Source organism: Affinundibacterium seohonense (genome assembly GCF_014284305.1).
In the GTDB taxonomy this organism is placed as follows: domain Bacteria; phylum Pseudomonadota; class Gammaproteobacteria; order Burkholderiales; family Burkholderiaceae_D; genus Undibacterium; species Undibacterium seohonense.
The window spans coordinates 125835-144201 of record NZ_JACOFW010000010.1; the positions used below are offsets into that span (position 1 = coordinate 125835).

Annotated in this window: 15 protein-coding genes and 1 pseudogene; 11 read left to right on the top strand and 5 right to left on the bottom strand. The window is 45.3% G+C overall.

The window, feature by feature from the left end:
* The first annotated feature begins 259 nt into the window (after positions 1–259).
* A complete protein-coding gene (locus H8K52_RS10940; RefSeq protein WP_186922934.1) occupies positions 260–2086 on the top strand; it encodes a M2 family metallopeptidase in 1827 nt (608 codons plus the stop codon).
* Between the two features lie 92 nt (positions 2087–2178).
* Here the strand turns inward: H8K52_RS10940 and H8K52_RS10945 are convergent, their stop codons facing one another.
* Positions 2179–2679, bottom strand: coding sequence for a TlpA family protein disulfide reductase (locus H8K52_RS10945; RefSeq protein WP_186922935.1), 501 nt, complete (start codon positions 2677–2679; stop codon positions 2179–2181).
* Positions 2680–2951: 272 nt separating this feature from the next.
* On the opposite strand from H8K52_RS10945, the gene H8K52_RS10950 reads away from it, so the two are divergent.
* From H8K52_RS10950 to H8K52_RS10965, 4 genes and pseudogenes are all read left to right on the top strand, one after another.
* The gene (locus tag H8K52_RS10950; RefSeq protein WP_222613754.1) at positions 2952–3185 is read left to right on the top strand and encodes a DUF4266 domain-containing protein; all 234 of its coding nucleotides are present in this window, start codon (positions 2952–2954) and stop codon (positions 3183–3185) included.
* A 37-nt stretch (positions 3186–3222) separates the two neighbouring features.
* A complete protein-coding gene (locus H8K52_RS10955) occupies positions 3223–4356 on the top strand; it encodes a DUF3570 domain-containing protein (RefSeq protein WP_186922936.1) in 1134 nt (377 codons plus the stop codon).
* A 29-nt stretch (positions 4357–4385) separates the two neighbouring features.
* Positions 4386–5285, top strand: a complete 900-nt coding sequence (locus H8K52_RS10960) for an FAD:protein FMN transferase (RefSeq protein ID WP_186922937.1) — start codon at positions 4386–4388, stop codon at positions 5283–5285.
* A gap of 49 nt (positions 5286–5334) precedes the next feature.
* Positions 5335–6507: pseudogene (locus H8K52_RS10965) on the top strand (DUF4214 domain-containing protein); the annotation flags it as partial.
* A gap of 352 nt (positions 6508–6859) precedes the next feature.
* Here H8K52_RS10965 and H8K52_RS10970 read toward each other — a convergent pair.
* A complete protein-coding gene (locus H8K52_RS10970; protein ID WP_186922939.1) occupies positions 6860–8947 on the bottom strand; it encodes a S9 family peptidase in 2088 nt (695 codons plus the stop codon).
* A gap of 201 nt (positions 8948–9148) precedes the next feature.
* Here H8K52_RS10970 and H8K52_RS10975 point away from each other — a divergent pair, with 201 nt between their 5' ends.
* The 4 genes from H8K52_RS10975 to H8K52_RS10990 all read left to right on the top strand — a co-directional run bounded on the left by H8K52_RS10975 (position 9149) and on the right by H8K52_RS10990 (position 14519).
* On the top strand, positions 9149–9526 hold the full coding sequence (locus tag H8K52_RS10975) for a GntR family transcriptional regulator (protein WP_186922940.1): 378 nt from the start codon (positions 9149–9151) through the stop codon (positions 9524–9526).
* Complete coding sequence (locus tag H8K52_RS10980) at positions 9526–10380, top strand: ABC transporter ATP-binding protein (RefSeq protein ID WP_186922941.1); 855 nt, start codon at positions 9526–9528, stop codon at positions 10378–10380. Before H8K52_RS10975 ends, H8K52_RS10980 begins: the two co-directional genes overlap by 1 nt.
* Positions 10381–10589: 209 nt before the next feature.
* Positions 10590–11420, top strand: coding sequence for a hypothetical protein (locus H8K52_RS10985; RefSeq protein ID WP_186922942.1), 831 nt, complete (start codon positions 10590–10592; stop codon positions 11418–11420).
* A 306-nt stretch (positions 11421–11726) separates the two neighbouring features.
* Positions 11727–14519, top strand: coding sequence for a M16 family metallopeptidase (locus H8K52_RS10990; RefSeq protein ID WP_186922943.1), 2793 nt, complete (start codon positions 11727–11729; stop codon positions 14517–14519).
* A gap of 181 nt (positions 14520–14700) precedes the next feature.
* On the opposite strand, the gene H8K52_RS10995 is transcribed toward H8K52_RS10990, so the two are convergent.
* Both H8K52_RS10995 and H8K52_RS11000 read right to left on the bottom strand, forming a co-directional pair.
* Positions 14701–15309, bottom strand: a complete 609-nt coding sequence (locus H8K52_RS10995) for an outer membrane lipoprotein (RefSeq protein ID WP_186922944.1) — start codon at positions 15307–15309, stop codon at positions 14701–14703.
* Between the two features lie 151 nt (positions 15310–15460).
* Positions 15461–16702, bottom strand: coding sequence for a CaiB/BaiF CoA transferase family protein (locus tag H8K52_RS11000; RefSeq protein ID WP_186922945.1), 1242 nt, complete (start codon positions 16700–16702; stop codon positions 15461–15463).
* A gap of 42 nt (positions 16703–16744) precedes the next feature.
* Here H8K52_RS11000 and ugpQ point away from each other — a divergent pair, with 42 nt between their 5' ends.
* Both ugpQ and H8K52_RS11010 read left to right on the top strand, forming a co-directional pair.
* Positions 16745–17491: a glycerophosphodiester phosphodiesterase gene (gene ugpQ / locus H8K52_RS11005; RefSeq protein ID WP_186922946.1), complete on the top strand. Its 747-nt coding sequence runs from the start codon at positions 16745–16747 to the stop codon at positions 17489–17491.
* Positions 17492–17651: 160 nt separating this feature from the next.
* Positions 17652–17987, top strand: coding sequence for a hypothetical protein (locus H8K52_RS11010; protein WP_222613755.1), 336 nt, complete (start codon positions 17652–17654; stop codon positions 17985–17987).
* Between the two features lie 176 nt (positions 17988–18163).
* Here the strand turns inward: H8K52_RS11010 and H8K52_RS11015 are convergent.
* Positions 18164–18367: transposase (locus tag H8K52_RS11015; protein WP_186922947.1), on the bottom strand; the 204-nt coding region annotated here is incomplete at its 5' end.

The following is an 18367-nucleotide window of genomic DNA, read 5'->3' on the forward strand; positions in this document are numbered from 1 at the left end:
CTCATGATGCCGGAGGCGATCTGGATGAGCTGTTACAGATTATCAAACAGTGTAGGTGAGTATGCGCTTGGTATCGAAGAAATGCGATAAGCGCTGACGTTTAAGTCGCCAAATGAAGAAAGGCTCACTTGACGCTGCGGTATAAGAAAAACGACGCACACTTTAAATATAATGTTAATTTGACATGGGTCTAAGTCTTAGCTAGGTGTAAACTACGCGTTTTTTATTATTCCCTATGAAGAATCGAGAAAGGGTGTCAATGTTTCATACGAAGAAAATCGCTGCAGCTTTGGCTAGTGTAGCCGCGTTCAGTTTACCACTAGCAATTCAGGCGCAAGAGAGTAAACCAGCAAAAAAATCTGCGCCAACCGTCGCCGAAGCAGAAAAATTCCTGAAAGATGCCGAAGCCCGCTTAGAAAAATTAGCCAACGCGGCAGGGCGCGCGGCTTGGGTTTATGAAACGCATATTACGGACGATACCGAAGCGATGGCGGCGCAAGCCAATGAACTCGCACTCGCAGCTGCAGGCGAAATCGCGATTCAAGCTCGACGCTACAATAAATTGGCATTACCTGCGGATAGCAAACGCAAGCTCAAATTACTGCAATTGAGTATGAGTTTAAGTAATGACAAAGATCGTGAGGCTTACACTCAATTGTCGGCACAAATGAATGGCGCCTACGGTAAAGCGACCTACTGCAAAACACCTGGTGACGACAGCACTTGTTTGAATCTTGGACAGCTAGAAAACATCCTCGCGACCAGTCGTAATCCTGCAGAATTGAAAGACGCATGGCTGGGTTGGCATGCACAAGCGGCGACCTATAAAGATCGCTATGTCAAATACGTCGACATTTCGAACAAGGGTTCCCGCGAAATGGGATTCGCCAATACCGGCGCGATGTGGCGTTCACAATACGATATGCCACCAGAAGCTTTTGCGGCGGAGACTGAGCGTTTGTGGCAGCAAGTCAAGCCACTCTATGACTCTTTGCATCAATACGTGCGTCTCAAATTGCAGCAAACGTATGGTAAGGACGAAGTCCCGAGCGAAGGACCAATTCCAGCGCATTTGTTTGGCAATATGTGGAGTCAATCTTGGGATAACTTATATCCCTTGGTCAAGCCGCAAGGCCCAGCCGCTAATGTCGATATCGCTGATAGCTTAAAGCAAAAAAATATCGATGCGAAAGCCATGACTAAGATGGCAGAAGGTTTTTATACCTCGTTAGGCATGGAAGCTTTACCAGCGAGTTTTTGGCAAAAGTCACAATTTACCAAACCACGTGATCGTGAAGTCGTTTGTCACGCGTCTGCTTGGGACGTTGATAATTTGACGGATGTGCGGATTAAGATGTGCATCAAGCCAACGACCGAAGAGTTTTTGGTGATTCATCATGAGCTCGGTCACACTTACTATCAATTGGCCTACCGCAATCAGCCTTTCCTGTTTAAAAATGGTGCGAATGATGGCTTCCATGAAGCGATTGGCGACACAGTCGCTTTGTCGACGACGCCTAGTTACATGCATAAACTTGGTTTATTGCCAGAAGTCCCAGCGCCTGAGCAAGACATAGGTGTGTTGCTGGATAAGGCATTGCAAAAAATCGCGTTTTTACCATTCAGCTATCTAGTCGATCAATGGCGTTGGAAAGTCTATTCGGGTGAAACCAAGCCACAAGACTACGATAAAGTTTGGTGGGAATTACGTGAAAAATATCAAGGTGTGAAACGTCCTGCACCGATGTTAGCAAATGGTTTTGATGCCGGTGCTAAATATCATGTTCCAGCGGATGTGCCTTACTCACGTTATTTCATCGCGCACATTTTGCAGTTCCAATTGCATCGTGCCCTGTGCCGTGAAGCGGGTTACACCGGCCCATTAAATCGTTGCTCGATTTACGAAAACAAAGCCGCTGGTAAGAAACTTCAAGCGATGTTGGAAATGGGCGCGAGCCGTCCATGGAACGAGGCATTAAGAGTCGCAACAGGCGAAGATAAGTTAGATGCGAGCGCCATCATCGATTATTTTGCGCCACTGAAAGTTTGGTTGGACGCACAGAATAAAGTGCTGATGGCGAAGTAAGGCTCTACCGCTCTTTTCGTTGTTGACAATAAAAAACGCAACACTGGTGTGATCCGGTGTTGCGTTTTTTTATTGCGTTCAATGACCGTGGTTTATGGTTTTTTTTGTAATTGAACTTCAATCTCTTCTTCAATTCTCTTTGCGCTAGTCTCGTTAAAGCCCTTATGGATAGCAATTATTTTTCCTTCTCTATCGATTAAGACACTACTTGGCATGCCCTGCACTTGATATCGCTTTGGGAGCTCGCCTTGTTTGTCAAAACCAATCAGGAAATTCGTTGGCACTTTCGATAAAAACAAGTCACTGTCTTCCGTCTTCGTATCTAGATTGACAGCGATGATCGTTAAGCCGCGAGGTCCGAATTTTTCTTGCATTGAGTTCATCCAAGGAAAAGACTTTTTACATGGCCCGCACCACGACGCCCAAAAATCGAGATAAACCAACTTGCCACGGTAATCACTGAGTTTGAGTTGGCGATTGGTCCCGGGAATCGAAAATTCCGGTGCTGATTGTCCTCGTTCGATTGCATGTGCGTGTCCACTTAACGCCGCGAACAATAGTAGGCTGAGGCACGATATTTTGAGTGGCGACATCATCTGTCCTGGTGGTTTTTGATTCACACATTGTAGGAGGTTTTTCAACGACGTTGCCATAAAATAGGGAGTGAATTGGGAGTTAATAGGGCTTTTGCAATAGAGATTAGAGATTACCGTTGCGTGCGAATGACTATGACATGGTAATGAATGTCAGCTTGAATGATTGGTGTTTGGATTGCCGGATTTTTGTGCGATGATTGCTGGGAATCAATGATAATCAGTTTAGCGATACCAGTGTGCTATCTGCGTAATAACAAAAAGGCGAAATCATGCGAATGTTAAAACTCATTTTACTACTGCCCTTGATTGCTGGACTTGCCGGTTGCAGTTCCTTAGGCGCGATTGGCAAAGTTCAAGCATGGGAAAAAGGTAAATTGGCGCGGCAGGAGATGAAATTTGATCGTGATCTCCTAGACGGTAAATTTGTCGATCATATCTACTTCAGCAAAGAAGGCGCTGCTGGCGGGGCAAGTGTGGGTGGCGGTGGATGTGGATGTAATTGAATGTGAAATGAACAAACTGTCGAGACCTGCAGAGACCATGAACCCAAAATCAGAATCAACAACTTGCCAACAGGTAGGAACCGCGCTCATGACGGCAGCGCTGTCTCTGTTTGTTATAGAAAATTCACAAGCCGATGAGGCTCCTGAACGAGCCTCGATCGCGGTCAAATATTTGGATTATTTTGACTATCAAACCGATGCTGACCGCATTCGCGTTCGTGCCACGGCGGTGAAATTAATTGTTCCTGTGGCTGGAGAGTGGGCGATTGGCTCCTCGATGACCACCGATGGTATTTCTGGTGCTTCACCGGCTTACCATAGTTCTGGTATAAAAAAGATGCGTGATCGTCGTAATGCCGCTGATGCCGATATCACGCGCTTTTTTGAAAATAGTAGTGTTAGTGTGGCCGCGAATTATTCACATGAGTCAGACTATATTTCCAAAGGACTATCGATTCAGGCTAGCCTAAACTCTGATAATAGAAACACGACTTGGACGGCCGCACTGGGTGCCAGCAATGATGAAATTAATCCGACTAACGGCATAGTGCAAGCGGAGAAGAAAACAGTTCGTGATGTGTTGTTCAGTGTCTCCCAAGTGTTGACACCGGATGATATCGTGCAAGTGAATATTGGATTGTCACGGGGGCGCGGTTATTTTTCTGATCCGTATAAAGTATTTGATGAACGCCCGCGAGATCGAAACAATAAGACGATGATGCTACGCTTGAACCATCACATAGAGAGCACAGGAAGTTCGGTTCGCCTGAGTTATCGCTATTACGTAGACAGTTGGAAAATCAAGGCACACACGACGAGCATCGATGTGGTGCAGCCTTTTGCACAGAGTTGGACAATTACGCCTATGGTGCGTTTGCACAGCCAGAGTGCAGCGAAGTTTTATGTCGATGCTGGCCCTGCAGATTTCCCATTTCCACCCAATCCACCTGACGACGCTCGATTCTTTTCAGAGGATCATCGGGTTTCTGCATTTGGTGCACTGACCTATGGTTTGAAGTTGACTAAACAGCTCAACGAGGATTGGTTGGTCGACTTTAAACTCGAGCAGTATAAGCAAGCTGCCGCACTCAAATTATTTGGACGTGGCAGCCCCGGGTTGCAAAGCTTTTATGCGCGTAGTTATCAGATCGGTGTTTCTCGACAGTTTTAGGGTATACCAAGATTTTATTGAAGTGATGTATGCAAATTTTTCGATTTCCCTTTAAAGCGATGGCCTGTACCTGCGAGGTGGTGCTGGCGCAAACTGAGGTGAGTAAAGCACAACTACTTGCCAACAAAGCTATCTCAGAAGTACAACGCATTGAAGAAAAATATTCGCGCTATCGGAACGAAAGTATCGTCAGTCAAATAAATCAGGCTGCTGGTGCCAATGCAATTCAGGTGGATGCCGAAACTTGGACCTTGTTGCAGTATGCCGATACTTTGTATCGTTCAAGTGAAGGGATGTTTGATATTACCGCAGGAATATTGCGTCGGGCTTGGAATTTTTCGCTACCGACCTTGCCTTCTGAACTCGAGCTTCAATCAGTATGTGCATTGATTGATTGGGATAGTGTTGAACTGCAGAATCAGGAGATACGTTTGCCAAAGCCTGGTATGGAGATCGATTTTGGTGGATTTGGAAAAGAATATGCGGCTGATCGCGCCGCTCTGATTTTGACAGAAAATGGGATTGATTCTGGCTATGTCAATCTTGGTGGCGATATTCGAATCCTTGGTCCTAAACCCGATGGGCAAGCGTGGCAATTTGGCATCCAAGACCCACGGCATATAGACCAGCTAGTGGCGACTATTCCGATCGAGCGCGGTGCCCTGGCAACGAGCGGTGATTATCAGCGTTACTTCGATCTTGATGGACAGCGGTATTGTCATATTTTGGACCCGTACACGGGGCGGCCTGTTCAGCATTGGCGGTCCATCACCGTGATGGCTCCATTGGCTACCATGGCAGGAAGTTGTACCACGATAGGGATGTTGCTACAAACGGAGGCATTAGATTTTTTGGAAAAAGCAAATGTTCGGTTTTTGGCGATAGACTATCAGGGAAGACTTCATAAGAATAGTTCGATGCCAAGCTAAATGACATCGCTAAGCACGCTCTTTCGATCTACATTGGGAAGTAAATATCATGGCAACAATTAGAGGTACGGAACGTAACGATTCTTGGACGGTGGTCAATCCAGGCACATTTGTGATTGATGGTTTGGGCGGTGTTGATACGCTTGATCTGGGAACTTCCCTACGCTCTGAATACACGATTACGCAAGGGAGTAATGGTGAAATTTATGTGGACTCGGTTTCTGGTGCGAGTGCGCAATTTCATGCCACGCTTTTTAATTTCGAGAAGCTGACCTTTGCAAGCAAACGGGATAGCGTCGATCTCGCGACTTATTTTGCCGACACAGCAGCACCTACCCTGATTAGTTTTAGTGCGGCTAATAATCTGCCGGTACAACAAGACATCGTACTCAATTTTAGTGAAAACATCATCGCCGCTACGGGTACTGTCCGAATCAAGACGGCGGATGGAAAAATCGTCGAAGAATTTGATATCGCAACGAGTAAGAACTTAACATTAAATGGTAAAAATTTACTCATTAATCCTAGCCAAAATTTATCTTATGGCCAAGATTATTCTGTCGAATTAAGTTCGGGCGCTGTTAAGGATGCCGCGGCGAATCTCTATGTTAATCAGCAGTCTTATACTTTTAAGACCGTGGTCGGTGAAATCATTACAGGGACATCTGCTAATGACATCCTCATAAGTAGCGCGGGAAGCGATACCATTAATGGCAGTGCCGGAAATGATATCGTCGTGTTTGCTGGCAAGCTGTCTACTTATAAGCTTAATCACATTGCGAATAATTATTTTGTAGCGCCCAAGACGGGTAATGTTGGTAGTGATAGTTTAACGAGTGTGGAATCATTGAAGTTCGATGATCTGACGGTGAATTTGAAAATTCAAGATTTTGCGGCGACTGCCCCAGCGGAAAATGTCCAACGCTTGATTGAGTTGTATGTGGCATTCTTTAACCGCGTTCCTGAGGCGGATGGTTTGGCGTATTGGATAGGCGAAATGAAATCAGGGATGCAAATTGACCTGATCTCCGAAGTATTTTATGAAGCTGGCGTTGAATATTCTGAATTGACAGGTTTCACCGCAAGCATGAGTAATACGGAATTTATCATTAAGGTTTACCAAAATGTACTTGGACGCGTCGATGGTCCCGATGCTGAGGGATTGGCCTATTGGAATACTCAGTTGACAGAAGGTACGGCAAGTCGGGGTAAATTGGTTTCGACTATTTTGGATGCGGCGCATGGCTCCAAAGGTAATCCAGAATGGGGTTGGGTTTCCGATTTGCTTGATAATAAGATTGCGGTGGCAAAAATGTTTGCGGTCAATTGGGGGCTGGGTTATGCCACTCCCGAAACGGCAATTCAGCAGGGTATGGCGATCGCTGCTGCAGTGACCCCAACCGACATACAGGCTGCCATTAGCCTGATTGGCATTTCCAGTGCGGACATGCAATTAACGTAGCGTTGCTTTTCTTTTGCTAGGCTTAGTGTGAAATAAAGGGAGCGGACAACTTGTCGGCTCCCTTTAAGGTTAACGCGATTAATTTCTTATAGCCGCGACTGCTAGATGGAGATTATTTTTGCAAATAACGATTCATCCAGTTGATTACAGTGTGATGCCATAGCAAAGAATTCGCTGGTTTTAATATGTGATGATTTTCATCTGGGAATGTAAGCAATTGGCTTTCAATACCACGACGCTGCAAGGCAGTAAAAGCACCAAAAGACTGCGTGCTTGGAATACGGAAATCCATTTCGCCTTGCGTCACTAACATCGGTGTTTTCCACTTTTTGACGTGACTTACTGGGTTAAATTTCTCATGTTTCGCTGGGACATCATAGTAAGTGCCGCCATTTTCCCATTCGTTAAACCATAATTCTTCGGTGGAATAATACATCGCACGTGTATCGAAGACGCCAGCATGGTTGACGATGCATTTGAAGCCATCACTCCAGTTACCCGCGATCCAATTCATCATGTAGCCGCCATAAGATGCACCGAGCGCACAAGCATTCTGACTATCTAACCAAGGGAACTGTTTAGCAGCTGCAGCCATCCCCAATTTTAAATCGACGAGAGGTTTACCGCCCCAATCTTGACTGATCGAGTCAGTAAATGCTTGTCCATAGCCAAGTGAACCGTGGAAGTCGATGAACACGACGGCATAACCAGAACCAGCGTAGGTTTGTGGATTCCAGCGATAGCTCCAGTTATTTGCAAAGCTACTTTGTGGACCACCGTGAACGATAAAAGCGACAGGATATTTTTTGCCTTCCACCGCATCCCAAGGCTTCATAGCATAGCCGTAGACCTTCTCGCCTTTTGCACCGGCAAAGGTGAATTGTTCGTACTCGCCGAATTTCACGTCGGCCAAGACGTCTTTGTTAACCTGCGTGATTTGTTTCCAAGCTGTCTGTCCTATGCTTGTCTGGTACAGTTGCGCGCCGGATGACAAATCGGCTTTGGCAATCACGGCGGTGTTCGCACGTACATCATAGCCACTGACAGCACCTTTGTCCGTTAATGCTGACACTTTGCCGCTTGTGGTATCGATGGCGAATAGGCGCAATTGACCAAGATCGAAAGCGCTGGTGTAAAGCGTTTTACCATCCTCTGACCAAGTCAAATTACTTGCAGAGCGATCCCATTTGTCCGCTAAGAGACGTTTTTTGCCAGTCTTAACGTCCATTAACATGATCTGAAAGCGATCGGCTTCAAAACCAGGGCGCTTCATTGCCAGATAGGCTAAGGTATTACCATCTGGAGAGAAGGTCGGTTTGGCATCCCATGCAGGATTGTCAGCAGTCAGATTCTCTGGCGCTTCACCCCCGGCTGCCGGAACTTTAAATAAGTCAAAGTTGGTTGACCATGCTTCACTTTTGCCTGCAATCCGTGCCGAAAACACGATGTTATTGCCATCTGGCGTAAATGCATAATCTTCTTGGTCGCCATCAGGTTTGGAATGCACGTCGGCTTCTAGGCTGCCGCTTAAACTCACAGGCTTTTTAGCGGCAACATGGTTGGTATCGAGAGCGGCGCTGAACAAAACATTGCGGCGTCCATCCGCCCAGGTGTCCCAATGGCGAATAAATAATTTATCGTGAATCTTGCCGCTAGCTTTATTTTTTGCTCTGCGTTCTAAGCGATCCTTGGAGCAGGCTAAATCTGCGCAATCGCGGAAAACCTCCATTGCCATTGCAATCCGATTTTCGGTCGGTGAGACTTTAAAACTTTCTACATCGACAGGCCAATCCGTGACCTTGTGGGCTACGCCACCAGCGACAGGTAAGCGCCATACTTGACCACTACCAGAACGGCTAGAAACGAAATAAATTGCATCGCCTTTGGCAGACCATTGTGGTCCGCTATTGTTGCCCTCGGTATCGACGTTGGTATTGGTTAATTTTTGCGGTGTCGGCTTGGCCTCGGTCAAGTTAATCATCCACAGATCCCAGCGACCGCGATTCTTTTCTAAATCCGTCGTGCGTTGTGCATACACGACCAATTTGCCGTCAGGTGACACGGCAGGGCTGGCAACGCGCTCCATCTTCAGCATATCTTCTACGGTAAAGCCACGTTCGTCTGCGAAAGCGCTGGAACTCATACCAATACTAGCCAGCGCAATTGTCGCTGCACTCAATACAAAATTTCTTATTTTCATCATTTCTCCTGTGGGTAAGCTTGCTCAAATCTGGAATTTAATTTTGCGAGACGCAGCATTTTAGCTGCAAGCTGCGGAATTGAAGTTGTTCTCAAATAAATTATATCGTGGAGTAGGAAAGTATTTTCAATATGGAATCTTGGTGTTATAGTTAACTACAACAGTGATTTAGCTAAATGGATAAAGTAGTCAGGAGCCCCCATGGCCGCAATATGGAACGACAACACGCCGATTTATCGGCAATTAAAGGAGCAAGTGGTAGCCATGATTTTGGATCGCCGTTTACAAGCGGGCGACGCTTTGCCGTCGGTACGCCAAATTGCGGCTGAATTTCAATTGAATCCGATCACGGTATCTCGAGCTTATCAAGAATTGGTTGATGAAAAGGTGGTGGAGGTCAAGCGCGGCATCGGTATGTTTGTAATCGAAGGAGCAAGAGAAAAATTACTTGCAAGTGAACGTCAGCGCTTTCTGATTGAAGAATGGCCTGCGACCTTATTGCGATTAGAACTGTTGGGTTTAGATCTTAGTGAACTAGTACAGCAGCAAAACAAGCAAAATAATCAGGAGACTTCATGATGGAAGCATTGATATCCGCAAAGTTTTTGAGCAAGAGTTTTGGAAAACAGAATGTGCTTAATCAAATTAACTTTGAAATTAAGCCTGGCAGTATTGTTGGGTTGATAGGGCCAAACGGCTCAGGTAAAACAACGACACTCAAGGCAATTCTTGGGCTAACACCATTTGATGGAGAACTGTCTGTCTTAGGTTTTGATCCGCGCACGCAGCGTGATGCTCTAATGCAGGAAGTTTGTTTTATTGCCGATGTGGCGATTTTGCCGCGTTGGTTGCGCGTCTGTGATGCGATTGATTTTGTCGAGGGAGTCCATCCTAAATTCAATCGCGAAAAAGCAGAGCGTTATTTGGCTACGACCAAATTAAGTTTGAACATGAAAGTTAAGGCGATGTCAAAAGGTATGGCCGTGCAATTGCATCTTGCTTTGATTATGGCAATCGACGCGAAGCTATTGATTTTAGATGAGCCAACTTTGGGTCTCGACATCATGTATCGGAAAAAATTCTATCAGCATTTGTTGGAGGATTATTTTGACGAGGGGAAAACTATCATTATCACGACGCATCAGGTCGAAGAAGTTGAACATATGTTGAGTGATTTGATCTTTATACGAGAGGGGAAAATCGTGCTCCAATCCTCGATGGGCGAGATCGAAGATCGATTTACAGAACTAAGTGTCGATGCGGCGAACCGGGATGCAGCGCAAGGATTGCAACCGATTGATCAACGTATAGTATTTGGTAAATCCTTAATGCTGTTTGATGGTGTCCCCCGCGCTCAACTTAAACAACTGGGAGAGACAAGGACACCAGCCGTAACAGATTTGTTTGTGACAATGATGAAGGGAGTTTACTAATGAATGCGATAACAGGGTTTCAAGTCCCAAAGCTGTTAAACCATCAAGTGAAAACGTCTGAAATTAAGTCTTTTCTAAAGACAATGCGATGGTTGCTGAAGCGGGAATTTTGGGAAAACAAGTATTTGTTTTTTTGGGGCCCATTGGGAATAGCATTTACTTTCTGTGCTGTTTTTTTATCGGCTGCTTTTAACGATAGTCCTTGGCGTATGCACACAAAAATCTTGGGCGACGACAAAATGATGCAAACCGACCCATTGGCTGGCGCTAATTTGATCCGCGATTTCATCGCAACATTAGGAAGTCAGTTGCCGATTGTGATTCAAATGTGTCATTTTTGGATGTTTTGTATCGGTGGCTTTGTGTCGATTCTCTATTTGATGAGTGCCTTGCACACTGAACGTCTTGATCGAAGCATATTATTTTGGAAGTCTTTTCCGATTGCGGATTCACAAACCATACTTTCGAAAATCATTTTCCCATTATTTCTATTGCCACTCATCATGTGGATGATGGTAAGTACGTTGCTTTTTGCCTCTATGTTCTTGTTTGGTTTCGTATCTGAATTCACCTCGGTTAAATTGCTTTGGGCTTTGATCGGAAACCTCGATTTTTATACCGCATCCTTAGATGTTCTCGTACTGTTGCCATTCTACTTTGTTTGGGCATTACCAAGCGTAGCCTGGTTTTTGATGGTGTCCGCTTGGGCCAAATCGCGCGTATTTCCTTGGGCTTTTGGGATTCCTGTTTTATCCATAGGATTACTATTACTCTTGAATTATGTTTTTCATTTTGGGTGGGACGTTCGCTGGTATTCGATTCATATCGTCCTCAGACTAATCTCTGGGGTTTTTCCTGCAAGTTGGTTGCTGGAGCAGCAAAACATTGGCCTTCCTGAGCAATATTTCAGTTTGCAAAATATCACCCAGCAAGCTTGGTTGGCATTGCAGGGAATATCGCTCTGGTTAAGTGTAGTCGCGGGAATTGTGATGCTGTTTGTTGCCGTACGTTTACGCCAATTTAATGAATCGAACACGTAGTTTTGAAAACTTAATTAAATTCACGGTTGAATTTTTAATTATGCTACCTAAGTACCTAAGGGCAGCTTTCTTCGATATAAATTTGACGTGGAAAATTGCTCTCTAACATAGAACTCTCGCGATTAAAACTCGTCGCGTATAAGCTATTGAGACCGGAAAACACCTAATAGCTTGTCAATTTTGGTATGCTATGAATACCGTCTTGCTACTTTCGTAGCGAAAAAAATTAGTGCTTTAATTGGTGCAATAAAAATACTTCATGAAGATTTTTTTGTTGCTTCGCTATCTTTCTTAAACTGGAACACCATGAAATTGAAACCAATCTGTCTCGCCTTTGCGTTAGCTTTTAGTTCTGCCTCCGCTGTCCTTCCAGCCATCGCACAAGATGCAAAAGCGCCTGCGGCAAAAGCAGCAAAATCTGCTAAAACTGCACCTGCTGCTGTCTACACTTCCGTTGAGGGTATCACCGAGTACCGTCTGGCCAACGGTTTGCGCGTTTTATTTGCACCCGATGCCTCTAAACCCACGACCACAGTCAATGTCACCTACATGGTAGGTTCACGCCATGAAAGTTATGGTGAAACCGGAATGGCGCATTTGTTAGAGCATTTACTGTTCAAGGGGACTAAGACGAGTGGGAACTTGATGGAACAATTAAGTAAGCGCGGTATGCAATTTAATGGTACGACTTTTTATGATCGTACGAACTACTATGAAACTTTTCCCTCTAGCGAAGATAATTTGCAATGGGCGTTGAATATGGAAGCGGATCGTATGATCAATTCCAAAATTGCTCGTAGTGACCTAGATACGGAATTTTCTGTAGTACGTAATGAGATGGAAATCGGTGAAAATAATCCTTTCCGCGTGTTATGGAAGCAGTTAGCTGCAGTGACTTTCGATTGGCATAACTACGGCAATAACACCATTGGCGCACGCGCCGACGTGGAAGGTGTAAAGATTGATAACCTGCAAGGTTTCTATCGCAAGTTCTATCAACCAGATAACGCCGTATTGATGGTAGCTGGTAAGTTTGATACTGCAAAAACCTTAGCATTGATTGAAAAAACCTTTGGCGGGATTGCTAAACCTAGCCGCCAATTAGAAAAAACTTGGACGCGTGAACAAGCACGTGATGGTGTGCGTGAAGTGACCGTACGTCGTGTTACTGATCAACAAATGGCAGCAGTCTTGTATCCAACCGCACCTGGTAGCCATGCGGACGCTGCAGCACTGGCGGCATTGGGTGACATTTTAGGATCATCGCCTAACGGTCGTTTACATAAGCAATTGGTTGAAACCAAGCAAGCAGTCGGCGTTGGTCAAATCGTCTTTCAATTAGCTGAGCCAGGCTATTCTATGTACTTGACGATGCTGAGTAAGGATCAAAGCGTCGATGCAGCGAAGAAAGTTTTGATCGACACAGTCGAAGGTCTGGAAAAGAATCCAGTTACCGAAGCGGAATTAAAACGCGCCAAAACGACTTTGCTCAACGATTTGGAAAAAACGATTAATGATCCTCAGCGTTTGTGTGTGAGCATGTCCGAATCAATCGCGATGGGTGATTGGCGTTTGTTCTTCATTCAACGCGATCGTATCGAGGCCTTAACGCTGGCCGATGTCAATCGTGTGGCGAAGAATTACTTCAAACAAGATAACCGCAGTTTTGGTCAATACATTCCAGTCGCTGCACCTGATCGCGCGGAAATTCCTGATACACCGGATGTCGCAAAATTAGTGGATGGTTACAAAGGCCGCGCGAAAGTCGAGGCGGGTGAGACTTTTGATGCGACCCCAGCGAATATTGATAAACGTACAGAAAAATTCAATTTGGCAAATGGCGCCAAAGTGGCGTTGTTGAGTAAAAAAACACGTGGTGAAACTGTGACTGGTCGTTTGAATTTGCATTTGGGTGATGAGACCTCATTATTCGGAAAAACTGTTGCTTCTGATATCGCAGCGGATATGTTGATGCGTGGTTCTAGCAAATTGTCACGTGCTGAATTAGATACCAAATTGGGCGAGTTGAAAGCGAAATTGACGATCTCTGGCGCGGGTCAAAACGTGGCGGTGAGCTTTGAAACGGTACGTGCCAATTTACCTGCATTATTGGATATCATGCGTGACGTATTGCGTGCACCAGCATTCCCGCAAACTGAATTTGATTTGCTGGTAAAAGAGAACCTGTCTGCACTCGAAAGTTCTCGCAGCGAGCCACAAACGGCTGCGTCTGAAGCGATGAAAGTCAAGAAAAACGCACCGTACAAAAAAGGTGATATTCGTTATGCAGCGTCGATTGATGATGGTATTGCTGAATACAGTGCGATCAAACTAGATGCCGCCAAAGACTTCTATAAGCACTTCTATGGCGCAAGTGCTGCAGAGTTTACTTTGGTTGGGGACTTTGATGCGCCAGCAGTGAAAGCCAAATTGGCTAACATCATTGGTGATTGGAATAGCCCAGCGAAATTTACACGTGCCCCAAGTTTGCCAGTGGCAGCAGCAACAGCCTCTGTTAAATTGGAAACACCAGACAAAGCAAATGCATTCTACTTGGCTGACTTGCCGTTTGAATTAAATGATCAGGCGGCAGAGTATCCGGCTTTATTAGTTGCCGATAATGTTTTAGGCGGTGGTATCAAATCTCGTTTGTTTGGTCGTATTCGTCAGAAGGAAGGTATTAGCTATGGCGTAGGTAGTGGTGTTTCCGTACCTGCTTTAGATAAAACAGCTGGCTTGACTCTGTATGCAATGTTTGCGCCACAAAACTTAGAGCGTTTGCAAAATGCGATTAAAGAAGAGTTGGCCTTGTTTGTAAAAGACGGTATTACGGCGACTGAGTTGGCTGATGCGAAACAAGCTTTGGCACAGACGTATGCCTTGCGTCGCGCTCAAGATCCAACATTAGCCGGTGCCTTGCGTAATCAATTGTTCTTGGGTCGTAGTATGGCGTTTGATGCAGCATTAGATGCGAAAATTGCCGCTTTGACTTTGGAGCAGGTCAATACAGCGATTCGTCAATTTATCAAACCAGAAAGCATCGCACATTACTACGCTGGTGATTTCGCAGGTGCTGCAAAGAAAGCCGCAGCGAAGTAAGACTGTGGGACTTGCGACTATTCGGTGGCAAGTCTTGCTCCAAGTGGCTGTATGAATTTTTGTTGTTGAAGTTTGGCTTTGAGTAAAAAAAGCGCAGTGTGATTTCTCACACTGCGCTTTTTTATTTTTACTCTTTGACTTTGTCTTGTTTGCTCGTTAATTTAGAGGCAAGTAACATCGTTTAGATTATCATCCAGCGACCACCGCGATAACCCACTCTGACGCGATCACCAATACGAAATTGCCCAGAATTGCTCATCACCACAGCATGTGTTTGACCATTGCCCATTCTGATGGTGATTTCCGTGTGTCCACGTTGCTCGGTGGTACCGCGATCTAGTTCGTTTCCAATGACACCACCAATAATGGCGCCACCTAAAGTCGCTACTGCGCGACCACCATCATGATCATTACTTCTGCCGCTGTGGCGACCGTAACCACGTCCACGATAGGATGAGCGATCATCGTTTCGACCGATTTGATTGCCAATAATACCGCCTAATATGGCACCAACCACGGCACCACCACCGCTGCTTTCACGGATTTCATTGATGTTACGAATATCAACGATTTGCGCAATTTCTGTTTGGTTGTCGGAATAATTCGAAGAATATGAATTTTCGTACTGATTCGAATAGCGAGTCGTATATTGGTCTTGATATTGTCGAGGATACTGGGTGTTGTAGCCAGAATTATAGTCGCGTACAGGCTCTGAGCGATAACGATGAACTACACATCCAGTCAGTTGGCTTAGTGCCAGAATAGCAGCAAATAAAGCAATTTTTCGCATGATGTTTCCAAGTGAAATGAGGGCGATAAGAAAAACAGCAGGTGATGACGATGAGCTTATAACGCGTTCGCATTGGCCGCAGTTGACCCTTGTTTTCTGTTTTACCTCAGTTTAGTTTAAGCAGTACCATGCAATACGACTTCTGGTGTAGTTAGATAATCCCATCGAGCTTGAGTTGTGCAATCTTTTCGTCATCAAAATGCAGTAAGTCGCGCAAACATTGTTCAGTATGTTGGCTTAGTAGAGGAGGTGCTTGCCGATATTCCACTGGGGTTTTTGATAACTTCATCGGGCTGGCTACTAAGGGGACTATGCCTGCCTTGGGATGGTCTAATTCAATTTGCATGCAACGCGCCCGCACTTGTGGATCATTAAACACTTCTTCTAGATTATTAATCGGACCACAAGGGACTGCGGCTAACTCTAGTGCGCTGATCCATTCATTTTTTGTTTTACGTTTGACCATGTCAGCGAGCATGGGGACTAAGATATCGCGATGTTGTACGCGTAGTGGATTACTGAGGAAGCGCGGGTCGTCGGCTAATTCTGCGCGTTCACCAATCTGTACAAACTTACGATACTGAGCATCGTTTCCTGCCGCGACGATGATGTGACCGTCCGCGGTGGCGAAAGTTTGATACGGCACGATATTTTGATGTGCATTACCCCAGCGTTTTGGGATATTTCCGCTGGTGAGATAATTGGATCCCATATTTGCCAGCATTGCCACTTGTACGTCAAGTAATCCCATGTCGATGTATTGTCCCTCGCCAGTTTTGTCACGATGAGTCAGGGCCGCTAAGACGGCGATGGTGGCGTACATACCTGTCATTAAGTCGGTGATCGCAACACCCGCTTTTTGTGGCCCGCCGCCAGCCAGATCATCACGTTCGCCGGTCAGAGACATCAATCCACCCATACCTTGTATGATGAAATCGTAACCAGAGCGATGTGCGTAGGGACCATCTTGACCAAAGCCAGTGATGGAGCAATACACTAAATCAGGCTTGATCTGTATTAATGCGTCATAGTCCAGACCATATTTTGCGAGTTGACCAACTTTGTAATTTTCTAGAAGAACATCAGATTGCTTGACTAGTTCACGAATAATGCTTTGACCTTGTGAAGTTGAAATATCCACGGTGATGGCTTGTTTGCCGCGATTGGCCGCCAGATAATAAGCTGCCTCACCTGTGGAATTGCCGGCCGCATCTTGTAAGTAGGGTGGTCCCCAACTTCGCGTGTCGTCACCTGAATCTGGACGTTCGACCTTAATCACTTCTGCACCGAGATCCGCCAGATTTTGTGAGCACCACGGTCCTGCTAGGACGCGGGTCAGATCCAAAATGCGAAGATGTCCAAGTGCGGTCTTGTGTTGCGTGGAGGTCTGCATATATGCTGTCTTTATTTATTAGAATTTGAGAGGGATTGCAAGATGTGGCCATATCCTAAAATTGTTGCCCATCGTGGCGGTGGTAGCTTGGCACCAGAAAACACCTTGGCCGCGATCCAGTGCGGCTTAGATTACGGTTTTCGTGCCGTCGAATTTGACGTGATGTTATCAAAGGATGGCATCCCTGTGCTAATGCACGATCCAGAGTTTGGTCGCACCATCGCGGGACAAGGCAATGTTGCCTCCACTTTGGCTGCCGAATTACTCAATAAGGATGCTGGTTCTTGGTTTGATACGCGTTTTTCGCATGTGAGAGTGCCAACTTATGAAGAGGTCTTTGTATTTTGTCAGTCACATCAAATCTGGATGAACGTGGAAATCAAACCAGCCCCTGGTTTTGAAGAGCAAACTGGCAAAGTCGTCGCTAGTTTGACCCAGCAATTAATGCGCGAGCTAGGTGATCAAGCTATCCCTCCTTTATTTTCTTCATTCTCTTTTGCCGCGCTAAGGAGTGCCAAGGAACAAGCACCAGAAATTGCACGCGGCTATTTGTTGGATGAGTACGAAGCGACTTGGTTGACATCTTTGACGGATTTGGGCGCGATTGCCTTACATACGAATCAGAGGCATTTGACACAAGCTTGGGCAGCACAAATCAAAAATGCCGCTTTTGGATTGTTCTGTTACACCGTAAATTCTCCTGAGCGGGCAAGCGAGATCTTAAAATGGGGAGTCGATGGATTTTGCACCGATAGAATCGATTTAATCGCAGCAAACTTTGCGGATTAAACCAGCTCCACAGTTACAAATGCTTACCTTCTTTACAAAGTTGGTGTCATCAATTTTTCTGTATCAGCGTTGAGGACGTATGAGTTCTTCGCTCATAAATGTTAATGAATAATGAATGGCTACAGCTAGCGAATCGTGGCTACTATTTGAAAGGTAAATGATGAAAACAGTTCGAGTTATTTCTGGTTTGACTTTGAGTCTTTTTGTATCAGTGACTTGTATTCCTGCCTCGGCTCAGGATATGGCAACACCACAAATCACGAAGCGACAAATTCAACAACAAAAACGTATCGTACAAGGCGAACGTTCTGGCGAATTAACTGCGAGTGAGTCAGCAAACCTGAGATTGCAGGAAGCAAAAATTCAGGCAAATAAACGAGCAGCTAAAGCCGATGGCGTTGTGACTGATGCGGAGCGGGCAAATTTGAAGGCGCAAGAAAATCAGGTCAGTGAGAGAATTTATCGCAAAAAACATAATGAGCGCAAAGCACAGTGAGGCTTATTTGTTAAGTGGTAAGAATTAACAATAGCTTGAAACTATTCACATGACTCGTTTTTAGATTAGTTTGGGACTTATGCAAATTAACTTGCTTGTTGCGGCATCATTCTTTTAATGAAGTTCGCTAACAGTCGGAGCCTGTAAGAATTTCTGTGTAAATGCCACGGAACAAGTTAGTGATCGTGTTTTTGAATACGATCACCGAACTCAATCATAAAACGATTTAAGGCCATACGCCAATTGTGAATCGGCATCGTCCATTTCTTTGCGGCCTGAGAGATGGCGAGATACACCACTTTCATAGCTGAGTCATCACTTGGAAATAGTTTTCTTCGCTTAGTCGCCGAACGGATGACACTGTTGAGAGACTCGATCGC